We start from the raw sequence: 17,061 nt of genomic DNA on the forward strand, positions 1-17,061 counted from the left end.
TTGATTCATCAATAGTATTAAGCTGAATTAGAAACTTATTTCTTTTTCACTACGTGAACTGGTAATAAATAATCCTAAATAAGTAATTAATCCGTTTAGTATAATTAATTCATTATCAAAAACATATCCTGCAAATAAAACTTTAGAATATTCATTGATGAAATAAGTGAATAATGGAGAAAGCAAACAGATAAACGGAACCAGTTTATCGTTTACATGTCTCGATTTTTGGAATAAACCAAAAGCGTATAATCCTAATAATGGACCGTAAGTATAAGAGGCAACTTTAAAAATCATTCCGACTACAGAACTGTCATTGATTGAGTTAAAAATCAGGATGATAAAAAAGACTAAAACAGAAAAACTAATATGCACTAAATGTCTAATTCTTACCGTGTTTTTCTTATGGCTGTTTTCTGCTTTGTCCATGCCTAAAAAGTCAACGCAAAAAGAAGTCGTTAAGGCTGTTAGAGCAGAATCAGTAGTAGCAAAAGTGGCAGCAATAATTCCCAGTAAAAACACGATTGCAGGAACAAGTGCTAAGTGATTTAAGGCAATTTCAGGAAATAATAAATCGGTTCTTGGTTTTCCTGTAACTAAATCGGTTGGAACAGCGATTCCGTTTTTGTTGGCATAGATGTATAACAACGCTCCAACACTTAAAAAGAAAATATTGATGATAACAAAGATTCCTGTAAAAGTGAACATGTTTTTTTGTGCTTCGCCAATGTTTTTACAGCTTAAGTTTTTTTGCATTAAATCTTGATCTAGACCAGTCATAGCAATAGTTACGAACATTCCACCCAAAATTTGTTTTACAAAATGGAATTTACTTCCCATAAAATCATCAAAGAAAAAAATCTTAGAATAATTGCTGTTTTTTACTTCCTCAAATGCGCTGATGGCAGTTAAATCCATACGATCACAAATGAAATAGATCGTAAGAAAAACAGAAGTTACCAAAAAGAAAGTCTGTAACGTATCTGTAATAATAATTGTTTTTAGTCCGCCTCTGTAAGTATAAGAGAAGATTAACAACAATGAAATTAAAACAGTAAAAGCAAAAGGAATATGATAAAAATCGAACACAAAACGCTGTAAAACGATCACGACCAAATACAATCTGAAAGCAGAACTTATCGTTCGGCTGATTAAGAAAATAGAAGCTGCTGTTTTGTAGCTGAAAAAGCCCATTCTTTGCTCAATATATCCATAAATCGATGTTAGATTCATTCTATAGTATAAAGGCAATAAAAGTTTTGTAATGACAATAAATCCAAGTGCATTTCCTAAAACAAACTGAAAATATTTAAATTGCTCACCGCTTGGCGCGCCAACTTCTCCAGGAACAGAGATAAAAGTTACTCCAGAAAGAGCAGTTCCGATCATTCCGAAAGCCACTAAATACCATTTTGAATTTTTATTGGCAGTAAAAAAAGCTTCGTTTCCGCTGTCTTTTCTGCTGACTCTGTGCGATATATAGAACAATGTTCCGAAATAAATGATAATAAGGAGAAGAATGGTACTTGGTGTCATTTTATAGTTTTGGTGATTTTTGGTTTTTTAAAATAATTCAAATCAGGAAGATTTTTTAATTGACCTAACAGATTTTATTCTGTCAGGTCGGTGTTAAAAACTCCAAAAAATGAATTTATCCAGTTTTTGAATTTGTATAAATCTATAAAAAGATTTTGATAGTGTGTTTATTAGTTTTCCTGATTTTTGGTGTGCGCTAATAGAACAGCTCGTACACTTTTATGTTTTTGCAATAATTCGTCGGCTGCCTCATATTCTAAATCAAGTTCTTCCATGATCATTTTGATAGCGCGTTTTACCAGTTTTTCGTTAGAAAGCTGCATGTCAACCATTTTGTTGCCTTTTACTTTTCCTAATTTGATCATTACCGATGTAGAAATCATATTCAAAGTTAATTTTTGAGCTGTTCCTGCTTTCATTCTCGTACTTCCTGTTAAGAATTCAGGACCTACGATCAATTCAATCGGATAATCAGCTTCTTGTGCGATAAGTCCGTTGCTGATACAAGAGATACTTCCTGTTTTAATGTTGTGTTCTTTAGCTTTTTTTAATGCTCCTAAAACGTATGGAGTATTGCCAGAAGCAGCGATTCCGATAATCATATCTAAGCTTGAAATTTCGTACTTAGCTAAATCTTTCCATGCTTGTTCGGTATCGTCCTCTGCATTTTCTACTGCTTTTCTAATGGCTGTGTCTCCGCCGGCAATAATTCCGATAATCATATCATGAGGAACGCCAAAAGTAGGTGGGCATTCAGATGCATCTAAAATTCCTATTCTTCCAGAAGTTCCAGCTCCAATATAAAATAATCTTCCGCCCAATTGCATTTTTTTTACAATAGCTTTAACTAGTTTTTCTATTTTAGGAATTTGCTCTTCAATAATATGCGGAACTTTTTTGTCTTCTGTATTAATGTTTGTAAGAAGTTCTTTCACGCTCATTTGATCCAAGTCTTTGTACAAAGATTCTTGTTCAGTTTCAGGATTTTTATTTTTCATTTTTCTTTTTTTTTGATTTTTGAAACTAAAATTTTTCAATTTAAGGATCTCTATTTTACATTAATAGGTTGATATTTTTATTATAATAGAATTTAATTTTTAAAACATAGAAACACAGGTTTTGATTTTTGTTTAAAAAGGTAACCAATCTTTAAAAAAACAAACCAAAGAGAAATACATTTCTGCAGATAGCAATATATATGTGTGTGTGTTTATGCTAATGAAACGCTTTTTTGTAAGTCTATCAAAGTCTATGTTTCTATTGTTTGAAAAATTAAGTCTAAGGGAACTGAATTAGAAATATTATTTATAAATCAGATATTTTGTTCGCATTTTTTTGAAAGCTTCAAGATCCTTCTGCCAAGTTTTTCTTATTTCTTTTTCAGAAACGCCGCTTTCAATTTGCTGCTGTAATTTTTTTGTTCCAGCCAGTTTGGTAAAAAACGCATTGAAGAATTTGGTTTTATCGCTCGTATTCTGATACGCCTTAATAAGCCATTTCAGTTCTAATTGTTTCAATTTTGGATAAGCTGTCAAATCTTCACCAAAACATTCTTTTCCGTTGTATAAAGGATCTTTTGCACCAAAATTGGGTTTTGGAGTAAAACTGAAATTGGTTTTGGTTAAATAGGGAGAACCATAGATTTGAAATTGTTTTTCAGTTCCGCGTCCCATACTCACATTTGTTCCTTCAAAAAGACATAAACTTGCGTATAAATTTATAGACTGGTCATTTGGTAAATTCGGAGATGGTTTTGCCAATAAACTGTATGGCATTGTTCTGCTGTAATCTACACAAGGAATAACGGTTAATTTGCATTGAGCGCCATCTTTTAGCCATTTTTCTCCATTTACCATTTGAGCATATTCACCGATTGTCATTCCGTGCAAAAGCGGAATAGGGTGCATGCCAACAAAACTTGTAAATTCTTTTTCTAAAAGTGGTCCGTCAACGATAGAGCCATTTGGATTTGGACGATCCAAAACAATAAGCGGAACGTTATTTTCTGCGCATGCTTCCATAACATAATGTAAAGAAGAAATGTAGGTATAGAATCGCGCGCCTACATCTTGCAGATCAAAAATTATGACATCAATTCCAGCCAACTGCGCTGGTTTTGGCTTTTTATTGTCGCCATAAAGCGAAATAATCGGCCAGCCTGTTTTCTGATCTTTTCCATCAACAACATGTTCGCCGGCATCGGCTGTTCCTCTAAATCCATGCTCGGGAGCAAAAATAGTCTGAACAGCAATTTTTTTCTCCAATAAAAAATCAACGACATGGGTCTTGTTGGATAAAATTCCAGTCTGATTGGTAACAATTCCGACTTTTTTATCTTTTAATAGCGGAAGATATTTTTCGTAATTGTCAGCTCCAGTTTTTATAACAGTGTTATTGATTTCTGCTAAAATATCGATTTTATTGGGCTGAATGGTTGCCGAATATGACGTAGCATGAAACAGAAATGCTGTAACAAAAGCACTTTTTGCTATAAATTTTATCATTTTAAATACAGTTATTAGTTAAAGACGAATTGGACTAATAAAATTAATATTTTATCGGAGTATATGAATGTTTAAGGCAGATTTGGGGAAATCTAAAAACTAACAAGATATAACCTGCATGAATCAGGATTAATTTTTTATTTGGTCTTTTTATTGGTCACAATGCGTCTAAAAAGAGTATTTTAAAATACTGCCTCCGAAAAGTCTCACGTCGGAGGCAGTTGTATTAGATGTGGTATTTTAGTTTTTACCGAATTACCAGCCTGGGTTTTGTTTTAATTCTACACCTTCTGCAGCGTATAAATTGATATCATTTGTTGGAATAGCACTCAAGTAATTTTTTGGTGATATAAATAATCTTGATACACCAGCTGCATAAGGAATTACATATCCTTGTGCGTTTACTTTTGTTTTAGAGTTAGTTCCTATTAAAGCCATTATTCTAGCTCCTAAAATAACATCTGGATTAGAATTAGTATCCAAATAATCTCCTTTTTTCCAACGCATAAGATCTTCTTTTCTCATTGTTGTCCAAGCCATAAACTCAATTCTACGCTCGCGACGAATCTCCCATATAATTGGATTTACAATTCCTGAAATTTGTTCTAATGCAGTTGTTCTTTGCGGATCATCTATCTGAACGCCGTTTGCACTTGCGCTTGCACCATCTGTAGTCAAAGTTGCAATTCCAGCACGTGTACGAACTTTGTTAAGTGATAAATTTAAATCAGCCGTAGTAATTGTACCTAATTCTGCACATGCCTCAGCATAATTTAAATAAACTTCGCTTAGTGTGAAAACAGGAGCGTCAATTTGATTTTGTCCAATTGTTGTAACCTCTGTACCTGTAGTAGCAGGATTATTATACAATTGGAAAACATAACCTGTTATAGAGGTTAAACCGTTGTAAGGTTTGTCAGAGTAAGCATAATCTGCTGTACTGAAAGCTTTAGCAAATCTTGGATCTCTGTTAGCAAAAGTATTGGCAATAGTGTTATCTCCTAGATATTGAGCATTGCCAGTTTGTTTAATAGGCAATCCGTTAGTAGTTACATAACTTTCTGCAGCAAATTTTGTCAATCCGTTTTGAACAGTAGATGTATTAGTGTAGGCTTGGATTCCGTTTCCTAAAACACCTTTTATATATCTTTTTGTTAAGATTACTTCAGTATTTCCTAATAATTCAACAGAATTGTAAAGTGATTTCCAATCTGCGTTTAATTTGTAAGCGTTGTTATTCATTACGGCTAAAGAAGCATCTTTAGCTTTTTGAAGATACGTATTTCCATTCTGAGCCAAATTGTATTTTCTGTATGTACCTTCACCCAAACATACTCTGCTTAATAATGCATAAGCAGTATATTTGTTTACCGTTACATTGCTATCATCAACATTTAATAATAACGGAATCGCTTCTTCTAAGTCTTTAATTACATTGTCTATTACTTCTGCTCTAGATAAAGCAGGTTTGTAGACATTTGCATCGCTTTGAGCTAAATATTGGTCTGTGTATGGTACATCGCCAAACTGCTGTGCTAAACGAAAATAAGTGTGAGCTCTAAAGAACTTAGCAACACCTATGTAGTGATTTTTCTTTGTCTGATCCATAGGAACATTTGGAACTCTTTCTAACATAAGATTGCAACGACGAATCAAAGTGTAATATTCGTTCCAGTTTGAGTTAGTTGCATTTGGAGCTGTTAGGAAGTTCGTGAAAACGTTCATCGCCAAGTTGTCATCTATTAAACCTGTAGCCGAAGCATGAAAGTAAAAATCAGCGGTAGTACCAGCATTATTTCCGTATCCATTAAAGGTATTATAGTTCAACCAAGAAAATGTTTTTACGTTATTTTCTGAAGTCCAAAAATTGTTGTCAGTGAATACATCTTCCGGAGGTGTATCCAAAAAATCTGAACAGCTAACAGTTAGACTTGCAAAAGTTAGCAAGGCAACTGATAGTTTTATCTTAGAGTTTATGATTAATTTTCTCATCTTAATTAATTTTTGATTTTTAAATACCTTTATTAAAACGCAAGTTGTATACCAACCGACCATGTTTTAGAATAAGGGAAAGTTCTTCCCCACATTGATTCACTTTCATTAATTTCTGGGTCAACTGGTAATTTACTGCTTTTCCAAGTAGCTAAGTTGAAACCTGAAACGTATGGTCTAATTTTGTCAAATCCAGCTTTTTGAGAAATGCTTTTTGGGAAAGTATATCCAAGAGTCATCGATTTTAAACGTAAATAAGACATATCTAATAAATAACGAGTTTGTGCCACAAAATTGTTTGATCCAGGCGCATAAGTTCCAAAAGCATTAGTTGCATGTCCAGGGTATGGATTAGGGAAATAGGCATCTGTATTTTCTGGTGTCCAGTAATCATTTTGGTTCTGATACATAGCATCTGTTCTGTTGTAGAATGGCAATACTAAGTCTGAAGTTGTCCAGTAGTCACGTTTTCCAACTCCTTGGAAGAAAGCATCAATATCAAATCCGTATAAAGCACCACCTAAACGAACTCCATATTGGTAGCGAGGTGTAGTGTTACCAATAACTTTTAAATCTCCAGGTTTAAGAGCAGTTCCATCTCCTCTTGAGATTACCCCGTCTCCATCTAAATCTTTATACATTACATCTCCAGGGCCAAATTTAAACGCTCCACTTCTTATATTTTTATAATCAATACCGTTTACTATTAATCCTGTCGCATCAATTTGATCTGTTGTTTGAATTAATCGGTCTGTTTCCAATCCCCAGATTTCACCCAATTTTTGACCTGAGTAAAAAGATGAAGTACTGATTAACTTAGCAGAGTTGTTCCATTCAGTTACTTCTGTAGTATTGTCTGAAAGCGTAAGATCTGCATAAACACTAATATCTTTGTTGATTTGTTTATTAAAGTTAAGAGCAAGTTCCCAACCAGTTGTTCTTAAATTTCCAGAGTTTGTGTTGGCAGCAGCCTGACCAAATGAACCTGGAAGTGTTTTACCTGGAGCTAACATTCCTTTAGTGTCACGTTGGTAGTAATCAAATGTTAAACCTAACATGCTAAATATTCTAATATCAATTCCAATATCTTGAGTAGTTACCTTTTCCCAAGTTAAATTCGGGTCAACATTTGTTGGCTGATTAACAGTAGGAGGAATAGTTGTACCACTACCAATCCAATAAGGGTTAGGATTAGTTGTAACGTTAGTCATAACTGGTAAAAAGGCATTGTTAGCAATGTTTTGATTTCCGATTGAACCAATAGATCCACGAATTTTCAAATCATTTAACCAGCTTTTTGTTCCTTCCATAAAGCTCTCTTCTGAAATTCTATATCCAACAGAAGCAGAAGGGAAGAATCCCCATTGCTCATTAGTAGGGAATTTTGACGAACCATCATAACGTCCGTTTACCTCCAATAGATATTTGCCTTTGTAATCGTAATTTACACGTGCAAAAAATCCTGCAATTGCATATCTTGATAAACCAGGATTTAGAATGTCATTAGCAACAAGAGGCGAAGTAAATTGGTCGCCAATAGCTAAGTTAAATTCTGGTTTGGTTTTGTCCAAAAGTGTATTTCTACGAGCATAAGTTCTTTCTTGATCGTACCATTCTGTATTCAAACCACCTAATACTTTAAAGTTGTGGTTCTCTCCTAATGTCTTGGTGTAATTTCCAAAGATATTGGCTACGTTTCTAGTGTAAGATGTTTTGGCTTGCGCAACAAAATCGTTGGCAGTTTCCATTGAAGTAGGTTTTCCAGCAACTAAGTCAGCTGCACTTGTCCACCAGTCCCAAAGCGGTACCTGACCACCATTCATTTTTAGACTTGAAAAATTGGTATTAAAGCTATATTCTCCAACGATATTAAAGTCTTTTGTAATTTGAGCAGTAAGTCTTCCGCTTATCCTCATATCATTTGATTTACTTTCGTTTTGAGATGCATTTGCCATATAACCAGGTGCATGTCTAAAGTAAGTACCATTGTAAGTTCCATAAGGGAAATAAGAACCCCAACGCATATAGTAGCCGAAATATCCATTACCAGCAGTATCTATACCATTGTTGTAGTAGTTAAAAGGAGAATCATATTCTTGGAAAGTTCCCAATACTTTAAAATCTCCAGTAAGCCAGCTTGCTAACTCCGTTGTCATACCAAGATTAAGATTGAATCTTTGGTTGGTTTCATTATTGATTTTCATTACACCATCTTGATTAGAAAGTCCTAACGAAACAATAAATGAACTTTTGTCACTCAAAGAACCTTGAGCTGATAAATTATGAAGTGTTTGTACCGCATTCTTTTTTAACATTTCATCATGCGGATTCCAAATTCTGTAGAAATATTCTTTTCCTCCAATAACATCAAAATCTTCTCCTAAGATCATGTTTTTGTCATTTGGATTTCTAGTTGCAGCATATTTTTCTTTCCAGTTAATGATACCAGGCAATAATGTTTTGTAGTTCATACCGAAAGATTCTGGATTCGCATTTCCAGCTCTAGCCTGCGCATCAATCATTGCTGGAAGCTCTACAGTTGGATCATTAAACTGAACCAAAGAAATTGGGTTGCTCCAACCTGTATTATTGCTATAAGCGAATCTTACTTTTCCTTTTGAATTTTTACCACTCTTAGTAGTAATTAAAATAACTCCAAATGCAGCACGTGCACCGTAAATAGAAGCAGAAGCAGCATCTTTAAGCACAGACATAGATTCTACGTCTTCTGCATTTAGCATCGACAATTCGCCTGGAACACCATCGACTAAAATAAGTGGTGATCCTTTAGCTTCTCCATTTATAATAGTTCCAGCTCCACGAATGTTAACGTTTGATCCCTTACTGATATTACCAGAATTAAAAGTAATATTAAGTCCAGGAGTTGTTCCTTGCAGACCTCTTGTGATATCAGTAATAGGCACACTTCCTAGGGCTTTTTTAACATCTACTTTTGCAACCGCTCCCGTAAGATTAGCTTTTTTCTGAGAGGCAAAACCTACAACAACAACTTCGTCTAGTTTCGAAGTGCTTTCTGAAAGGCCAACATCTATTTTCTGTTGGCTTTCCACTTTAATTGATTGGGTTTCGTAACCCATGTAACTAAAGTTTAGAGTTCGTCCCGGTGCTACAGAAATACTGTAGTGCCCATCAAAGTCAGTTGTAGTACCGTTATTTGTTCCCTGAATAACTACGCTGACTCCAGGAATTGGAATTCCGTCTGCTTTGCTTTTTACTGTTCCAGTAACTGTTTTTGCTTGTCCAAATGCTGCTTGAATGCACAAAAACAACACTGAAATAAAGAGTAATTTTTTCATGATTAATCTGGTTTTTTATGGTTGTTGTTGAGCAAATATATTTAATTATTGCATATAAATGCATTATTTTGAATTTTTTTTCGAAAAATAATTTGAAAAACGCAAAATAACGCAAGTTTTTAAGAGAAAATAATTATTGAGTTTATTTTAAGAATCTTATCAGTGCATGATTTTGCAGTTTTTAGGCTATTTTCTGATATAGAATGAAATATTTGATATATTTGTGATGAATTTTAACTTTTATAAAAAAATGCTGAAGGCCGAAAGACATAAATATATAATGACTAAACTTATTGAAGACCAAAAAGTTGTTACAACAGATTTAGCTTTGGTTCTCGATTTGTCTGAAGATACAATAAGAAGAGATTTGAACGAGTTAGACAGTAAAAAGCTGTTAGAGAAAGTATATGGCGGTGCGGTTCAGGTTAAAGAGAAGTCTGCCAATGTGTTTGATATAGCAATAGCCGCAGAAGAACAGAAAAAACAAATCGTGACAAAAGCATTGTCTCTACTTCATGATGATCAGGTAATTATAATGAGCGGAGGAAGCACCAATTTAGTTTTTGCAAAGTTAATTCCGGCCGATTTAAAGGCTACAATATATACGTATAGCTTACCGATAGCCATGCAATTGTCTCAGCACCCTAATATCGATTTGATATTTATTGGTGGAAAAATGCAGAAAAACGCAATGGTAACAATAGGTATGGATGTAATTCAGGTGGTTTCTAAAATTAAAGCCGACATTTGTTTCATTGGCGCCAGCAGCATTAATATCAAACAAGGTCTTACAGAAGTTGGTTACGAGATTTCAATTGTCAAAAAAGCAATGATAGAGGCTTCTGACAGAGTGGTTTCCATGTTTGCTTCAAATAAATTAAACACCAAAATGCCTCACGGCGTTTGCGATCTTACGCAATTGGATACGATTGTAACTGAGTTAGATCCAGAAGATGAAAAACTAGACGAATATAGAAAATCTGGAGTGTTTATCTTATAACTTTAAACTTATACAATGTAGTTTTTGCGTTTTGTTGCGTTATTTTAATTTTATTATGTTAAAAAACGCAAAATAATGTATTTGTATGCTTTTTGTATCTATATTTGTTAAAACTAATTTTATTAGTAAGATATATTTATGAAAATCATCCTTTCGTTTGCTTACCATTTTTGTGAAGCATTTGCAGAAGTTCGAAGCTTTTAAGAAGAACTTTAATAAATATTGAATTCTAATAAAATTTAGGATGTATTGTTTTTGCCAAACAGCTTTTTAGCGAAGTGCAGAAATAAAACATTTATTAAAGAACCAAAAGCAACAGAACCAATTAAATGTCCGATTCTCTCCAACTACAAGAATTAGAAACTTCACTAGAAGGAACTCTTTTTTATGATGACCTTCATAAAAAAATATATGCCACAGATGCCTCTGCTTATAGAATTATGCCTCTTGCTGTGGCTATTCCAAAATCAGAAAATGATATTATACATATTATTCGGTTTGCTTCAAAAAATAAAATTTCTATAACGCCAAGAACAGCAGGAACTTCACTTGCAGGTCAAACTGTTGGAAGCGGAATCATTGTCGATGTTTCTAAACATTTTAATAAAATTGTTTCTTTTGATCCTAAAAAGAAAACCATAACGGTTCAGCCTGGAGTAATTCGTGATGAACTGAATTTATATCTAAAGCCACATGGACTGTTTTTTGCCCCTACTACATCAACAACCAATAGATGTATGATTGGCGGAATGGTCGGAAATAATTCGTCAGGAACAACTTCGATTCGCTACGGTGTTACCCGAGATAAAATTGTAGAAATAAAAGCCGTTTTGAGCGACGGAACTACCGCAGTATTTAAAGATTTAACTTCTGAAGAGTTTATCGAGAAAACAAAAGGAGATTCTTTAGAAAATAAAATTTACAAAACGATTTACGAAGAACTTTCGAACAAAGAAAACCAAGAAGAAATCTTAAGAGAATTTCCAAAACCAGAAATTCATAGACGAAATACCGGTTATGCGATTGATGTTCTACTAAAATCGAAACTTTTTTCGGGAACAGAAGACACCATCAATTTAGGAAAACTCCTTTGCGGAAGTGAAGGGACTTTGGCGTTTACCACAGAAATTACTTTAAAAGTAGATGATTTGCCACCAGTAAACAATATTATGGTTGTGGCGCATTTTCATACGATTCAGGAAAGTTTGGAAGCTGTAGTTACCGCAATGAAGCATCATTTGTACACTTGCGAAATGATGGATGATACAATATTAGATTGTACGAAAACCAATAGGGAACAGGCTAAAAACCGATTTTTTATTGTAGGCGAACCGAAAGCAGTTATTATGCTTGAAGTTGGATCGCACATTAGCATGGAAGATACCGAACTGCAAGCCGATGCGTTAATTAAAGATTTAGAAAATAATGGTTTCGGATATGCTTTACCAAAAATTTACGGAAAAGATATAGACAAAGTAAATGAAGTAAGAAAAGCAGGTCTTGGACTTTTAGGAAGTATTGTGGGAGACGATAAAGCAGCCGATTCTATTGAAGATACAGCGGTTGAATTAAGTGATCTTCCCAATTATATTGCCGATTTTGCAGCGATGATGGAAAGGCACGGACAAAGTGCGATTTATTATGCACATGCAGGAGCGGGAGAGCTGCATTTGCGTCCGAAGATAAATTTGAAAACAAAAGAGGGATTACATCAGTTTAGAAATTTATCTACTGAAGTAGCTCATTTGGTGAAAAAATACAGAGGTTCATTAAGCGGTGAACATGGAGACGGAATTCTACGTGGAGAGTTTTTACCTTTTATGATTGGCGATAAAAACTACGAATTGCTAAAACGAGTAAAAAAAGCGTTTGATCCGAACACGATTTTGAATGTTGGGAAAATTGTAAACGCTTCGAAAATGGATGAAAATCTTCGTTTTGAAGCGGGACGAGTAGAGCCTGAAATAAAAACGATTCAGGATTTCTCGGATAGTTTAGGGGTTTTACGTGCTGCCGAAAAATGCAATGGTTCGGGCGACTGCCGAAAAATGCCTTCTGCTGGTGGAACTTTATGTCCGAGTTATCGTGCTACGAGAAATGAAAAAGATACTACGCGAGCACGTGCCAATGCTTTACGCGAATATCTAACAAATTCGGAAAAAGAAAATAAATTCGATCACGAAGAATTATACAAGGTTTTTGAATTGTGTGTAAGCTGTAAAGCTTGTGCGAGCGAATGTCCGAGTAATGTTGATGTAGCGACTTTAAAAGCTGAATTTTTATACCAATATCAAAAAGTAAACGGATTTTCTTTCCGAAATAAAATATTTGCTTTCAATTCGAAATTGAATGAATTGGGAAGTATTGCGCCATCTATTACCAATTGGGCTTCTAATCTTTCATTCGTTAAAAAACGCATGGGAATTGCGCCTGAAAGACAAGTGCCTTTATTGGCTCCAAAAACATTTAGAAAATGGTATGAAAAGAACAAAAAAAGTAACATAAACAGTTCTTTTGAGAATGGAAGTGTTTATCTTTTTTGTGATGAATTTACTAATTATTATGATGTTTCAGTCGGAATCGATGCCTACGAACTCTTAACAGAATTAGGCTATAGAGTAATTGTAATTGATCATGAGGAAAGCGGAAGAGCTTTTATCTCAAAAGGCTTTTTGGAAGAAGCGCAGGAAATTGCCAATAAAAATGTCAATACTTTTAAAAATATAATTTCTGAAAATACACCTTTAATAGGTCTTGAACCTTCGGCGATATTGACTTTCAGAGATGAATATATTCGATTGGCTGCTGATAAGGAAAGTGCTGAAAAATTAGCTAAAAACACCTTTACAGTCGAAGAGTTTTTCAAAAGAGAAATTTCAAACGGAAAAATTCACGCAGATCAATTTTCTGAAAAAGAAAAAAACATCAAAATTCATGGGCATTGTCATCAAAAATCATTGAGCTCAGTTGAAGCTTCTTTTGCGATGCTGAATGTCCCAAAAAATAATACGGTTACAATTTATAATTCTGGTTGTTGCGGAATGGCAGGTTCATTTGGTTACGAAAAAGAACATTACGAAATCAGTATGAAGATGGGAGAAGATACTTTGTTTCCGAAAATCAGGGCAACAGAGTCATCAACAGAAATTGCAGCCGCAGGAACCAGCTGTCGCCACCAGATTTTTGACGGAACCAGCAGAAAAGCTTTGCATCCTGTGACTATTTTAAAAGATTGTCTGAAATAGTTTTTTGTATTTTTCCAATGCTTTTCGAAAATAATATTTTATAAAAACATCAATTATGAAAAAAACAATTTATTCAATCGTACTGCTGCTTTTCATTTTTACAGCCAAAGCGGCTAAGGTTGATACTTTACAGGTTTTTAGTGCTTCGATGCAAAAGAATATTAAAACTTGTGTGGTAGTTCCAGACAATTATAAAAAGAGCAAGAAGGCATTTCCGGTTGTTTATCTGCTTCATGGCTATAGCGGAAATTATAGATCTTGGGCAAAAGATTTTAAAGAACTCGGAAAGCAAGTTGATCAGTATGGTTTTATAGTGGTTGGTGTAGACGGGAATTATTCAAGCTGGTATTTTGATAGTCCTATAGATCCGAGTTTTAAATATGAAACTTATGTGGTAAAAGAACTAGTTCCGTTTATTGATAAACAATACAGAACAATTGCAGACCTTAAAGGAAGAGCCATTTCAGGTTTGAGCATGGGCGGACATGGTGCTTTGTATCTCTCATTCAAACATCAAGATGTATTTGGTGCGGCAGGAAGTATGAGCGGAGGAGTAGATTTTCGTCCGTTTCCTGAAAATTGGGATATCAAAAAACGATTAGGCCCAATTACAGAATTTCCTGAAAATTGGAATAAGAACACTGTTACCAATATGTTAGAGTTGGTAAAAGACAATAAATTAAAACTGATTATTGACTGTGGGGTTGATGATTTCTTTATGAAAGTAAACAGAGAACTTCACGCAAAAATGTTAGACCTAAAGATAAATCACGATTATATAGAACGTCCAGGCGAACATAATTTAAAATACTGGGAGAATTCCTTAAAATATCAGCTGCTGTTTTTTTACAATTATTTTAATGATGCTGAAAAAATGCAGTAAACGTTAAGTGCATTGCCATTTTGTTGATTTATGGCAATACATAAATTTTGGTTGGTTATCCTAACAGGTTTTCTAAGCCTGTTAGGTATTTTTTTCGCCACGACCCGAGCGATAGCGAATAGGCGAAGCAATTGCACAAATTTTCGCGAAGAAAACCTGCTAGATCTGCGAGAGAAAATAAGAGCCACAGATTAAAAGGATTAAAAAAGATTTTTTTGCCACGAATAAGACAAATTTCACGAAGAAAATCTTCTGCATCTGCTAGATCTGCGAGAGAAAATAAGAGCCACAGATTAAAGGATTAAAAAGATTTTTTCGCCACGCATAATAAAAATTTCCGCAAATAAAATCTGTAGTATTTGCTAAATCTACATGAGAAAAAACATAAATATAGGATAGAGGGACATTGTAACTCACCTGACATAATACAATCTTGATATAATTTAAGTAAGGCACAATAAATAAAAAAAACACCAATGAAAAATCTATTTTTAAGAATATTATTGCTTTTTGTAATAGTTTCTGGGTTCTCTCAAAATTCAGGAAAATCAGAAAATATCAAATTTGTACAGCTAACAGATTTGCACGTTTCAGTAGGAAATGACAATGACTTTTTATTGCAGAATATTGTAAAAGAAATCAACAATTCAGATTTTGAATTTGCGGTTGTAACTGGAGATTTAACCAATCGCGGTGCTGATGATGAGCTAAAACAAGTTCATTCTATCCTTTCTCAATTGAAAATTCCATATTATGTAATTTCTGGAAATCATGAAACGAACTGGAGTGAAAGCGCCGGTTTGACGTATAAAAAAATCTTTGGCGAGGATAGATTCGTATTTTCAAAAGGTGATTATGTCTTTATAGGCTTTCCGTGCGGACCTTACATGAAAATGGGAGATGGTTTTGTAAAACACGAAGATGTGCTTTGGCTTGATAAAACTTTAAAAGAAAATCTTAAAAACAACAATAAAAAAGTGCTGAATTTTGCTCATTATCCGTTAGATAATAGTGTGAGCAATTATAAAGAAGTGCTTTCAGTTTTAGAAAAATACCCAACGGTTGCCACTTTTTGCGGTCATGGACATACTTTAAGAAAATATAATTTCTCAGGTTTGAGCGGCATAATGGGAACTTCGATAACTTCGCTTGACGGAAAAACAAAAAGTTATAATCAGGTAATTATCAGCAAAGACAGTATCAGTATCTATCAAAAGGAAATTGATAAACCGGGAGTTTTTAAATTTTCGGTGCCATCAAAACCTTCCAAAATTGAAATTCCGAAAGATAGTGTAACGATGCAAACTCCTTTTATAAAAGATATTGCTTCTATTTACAGCCTTCCTGCATTCGATAAAAAGAACCTTTATTTCACTAACTCAATTGGCGAAATAAAATCAGTTAACCTGAAAAGTAAAAGTGTAAACTGGAAAACGGAAACAGGAAATTCAATTTATTTTTCACCAATAATTGTAAAAAACAATTTGGTTATAGGAACTATTGAAGGAAATCTATTAGGTTTTGATACTCAATCAGGAAAACAAAAATGGACAATTCCTGTTGGTGGTGTTTTAGTAGGTTCGCCAATTGCTGAAAACAATAAAATTTATACGGCGAGTTCTACGGCATTTATTTGTGCAGATGCTGTGACAGGCAAAGTCATTTGGCAGAGCAATTTACCAGCTTCTTATTCACAGGGAACTCCGCTAATACAAGACGATAAAATAATTTTTGGGGTTTGGGATTCGTATGTGTATTGTTTGGATAAAAATACAGGAAAACTGATCTGGAAATGGAATAATGGCAACGATAAACAAATTTTATATTCTGCTGGAAATGTCAATATGGTTGCAACAAAAAACAGACTTTATTTTGTTACGCCTCAGCGTTTCTTAACCATTTTAGATATTGAAACGGGTAAAACGCTTTTAAGAACTTCGAAGTGGAAAATTAGAGAATCAATGGGTAAAAGCCAAGACGGAAAATGGTTTTATGGCAAAACAATGGACGGTGAATTGGTAAGGGTACCGCTTAATGATACTATTGAATTGACTGAAGAAAATGTTGTAAGCCAAAGCAAAGTTTTGGATTTAAAATGGGGATATGAACACAATCCTGCGGCGATATTAGAAAAAAATAATAAAATATATTTAGGAAGCCGAAAAGGCGAAGTTGTAATTGTTGATGCCACAAAATTTGAAATCATCAAACAAATTTATCTGGGAAGTTCAAGTATAAATGGATTTACTGTTGATGATAAAGGTCAAGTTTGGGCATCACTTATTGAAGGTGGAATTTATTTATTGGAATAGTTTTTAGCCACTCCCGATACCTGTCGGTATTAAAGGATTAAAAAGTTTTTTTTCGCCACTAATTTCACAAATTTTCACGAATTAAATTTGCTGAATTTGCGAGAGTAAAAATAGCCACAGATTAAAGGATTATAAAAGATTTTTTCGCAACAAATGAAATTCTTTGAATCTGCTAAATCTGCGAGAGAAAATAACCATCAAATAATAAAAACTTTGTGCCTTTGCGAGATTTAAAAAAAGGAAAATAAAACTTTGCGAACCTTGCGTAAATC

Annotated in this window: 9 protein-coding genes; 4 read left to right on the plus strand and 5 right to left on the minus strand. The window is 34.0% G+C overall.

Features of this window, described 5'->3' with window-relative positions:
• Window positions 1–27: 27 nt before the first annotated feature.
• The 5 genes from AAYQ05_RS04885 to AAYQ05_RS04905 all read right to left on the minus strand — a co-directional run bounded on the left by AAYQ05_RS04885 (window position 28) and on the right by AAYQ05_RS04905 (window position 9,349).
• Window positions 28–1,536: a sodium:solute symporter gene (locus AAYQ05_RS04885; protein WP_281633446.1), complete on the minus strand. Its 1,509-nt coding sequence runs from the start codon at window positions 1,534–1,536 to the stop codon at window positions 28–30.
• 170 nt (window positions 1,537–1,706) lie between these two features.
• Window positions 1,707–2,534 carry an N-acetylmuramic acid 6-phosphate etherase gene (gene murQ / locus AAYQ05_RS04890; protein WP_202003294.1) on the minus strand — a complete coding sequence of 276 codons (828 nt, stop codon included), beginning with the start codon at window positions 2,532–2,534 and terminating at the stop codon, window positions 1,707–1,709.
• Between the two features lie 303 nt (window positions 2,535–2,837).
• Complete coding sequence (locus AAYQ05_RS04895; protein WP_343541529.1) at window positions 2,838–4,040, minus strand: exo-beta-N-acetylmuramidase NamZ family protein; 1,203 nt, start codon at window positions 4,038–4,040, stop codon at window positions 2,838–2,840.
• Window positions 4,041–4,295: 255 nt separating this feature from the next.
• Window positions 4,296–6,032 carry a RagB/SusD family nutrient uptake outer membrane protein gene (locus AAYQ05_RS04900; RefSeq protein WP_343541531.1) on the minus strand — a complete coding sequence of 579 codons (1,737 nt, stop codon included), beginning with the start codon at window positions 6,030–6,032 and terminating at the stop codon, window positions 4,296–4,298.
• 32 nt (window positions 6,033–6,064) lie between these two features.
• The gene (locus tag AAYQ05_RS04905) at window positions 6,065–9,349 is read right to left on the minus strand and encodes a SusC/RagA family TonB-linked outer membrane protein (protein ID WP_343541532.1); all 3,285 of its coding nucleotides are present in this window, start codon (window positions 9,347–9,349) and stop codon (window positions 6,065–6,067) included.
• A 250-nt stretch (window positions 9,350–9,599) separates the two neighbouring features.
• Here AAYQ05_RS04905 and AAYQ05_RS04910 point away from each other — a divergent pair, with 250 nt between their 5' ends.
• From AAYQ05_RS04910 to AAYQ05_RS04925, 4 genes are all read left to right on the plus strand, one after another.
• Window positions 9,600–10,349: a DeoR/GlpR family DNA-binding transcription regulator gene (locus AAYQ05_RS04910; RefSeq protein ID WP_343541534.1), complete on the plus strand. Its 750-nt coding sequence runs from the start codon at window positions 9,600–9,602 to the stop codon at window positions 10,347–10,349.
• A 329-nt stretch (window positions 10,350–10,678) separates the two neighbouring features.
• Window positions 10,679–13,594, plus strand: a complete 2,916-nt coding sequence (locus AAYQ05_RS04915; protein ID WP_343541535.1) for an FAD-binding and (Fe-S)-binding domain-containing protein — start codon at window positions 10,679–10,681, stop codon at window positions 13,592–13,594.
• Window positions 13,595–13,649: 55 nt separating this feature from the next.
• Window positions 13,650–14,477: an alpha/beta hydrolase gene (locus tag AAYQ05_RS04920; protein ID WP_343541537.1), complete on the plus strand. Its 828-nt coding sequence runs from the start codon at window positions 13,650–13,652 to the stop codon at window positions 14,475–14,477.
• 476 nt (window positions 14,478–14,953) lie between these two features.
• On the plus strand, window positions 14,954–16,789 hold the full coding sequence (locus AAYQ05_RS04925) for an outer membrane protein assembly factor BamB family protein (RefSeq protein WP_343541539.1): 1,836 nt from the start codon (window positions 14,954–14,956) through the stop codon (window positions 16,787–16,789).
• Window positions 16,790–17,061: the final 272 nt, after the last annotated feature.

It is taken from the genome of Flavobacterium movens (assembly GCF_039581425.1).
Classification (GTDB): Bacteria; Bacteroidota; Bacteroidia; order Flavobacteriales; family Flavobacteriaceae; genus Flavobacterium; species Flavobacterium luteolum.

What these genes read in the sequence shown, in the direction of transcription:
- AAYQ05_RS04885 (WP_281633446.1), bottom strand. Translation starts at nt 1,536, where the DNA reads ATGACACCAAGTACCATTCTTCTCCTTATTATCATTTATTTCGGAACA.
- murQ (WP_202003294.1), bottom strand. Translation starts at nt 2,534, where the DNA reads ATGAAAAATAAAAATCCTGAAACTGAACAAGAATCTTTGTACAAAGAC.
- AAYQ05_RS04895 (WP_343541529.1), bottom strand. Translation starts at nt 4,040, where the DNA reads ATGATAAAATTTATAGCAAAAAGTGCTTTTGTTACAGCATTTCTGTTT.
- AAYQ05_RS04900 (WP_343541531.1), bottom strand. Translation starts at nt 6,032, where the DNA reads ATGAGAAAATTAATCATAAACTCTAAGATAAAACTATCAGTTGCCTTG.
- AAYQ05_RS04905 (WP_343541532.1), bottom strand. Translation starts at nt 9,349, where the DNA reads ATGAAAAAATTACTCTTTATTTCAGTGTTGTTTTTGTGCATTCAAGCA.
- AAYQ05_RS04910 (WP_343541534.1), top strand. Translation starts at nt 9,600, where the DNA reads ATGCTGAAGGCCGAAAGACATAAATATATAATGACTAAACTTATTGAA.
- AAYQ05_RS04915 (WP_343541535.1), top strand. Translation starts at nt 10,679, where the DNA reads ATGTCCGATTCTCTCCAACTACAAGAATTAGAAACTTCACTAGAAGGA.
- AAYQ05_RS04920 (WP_343541537.1), top strand. Translation starts at nt 13,650, where the DNA reads ATGAAAAAAACAATTTATTCAATCGTACTGCTGCTTTTCATTTTTACA.
- AAYQ05_RS04925 (WP_343541539.1), top strand. Translation starts at nt 14,954, where the DNA reads ATGAAAAATCTATTTTTAAGAATATTATTGCTTTTTGTAATAGTTTCT.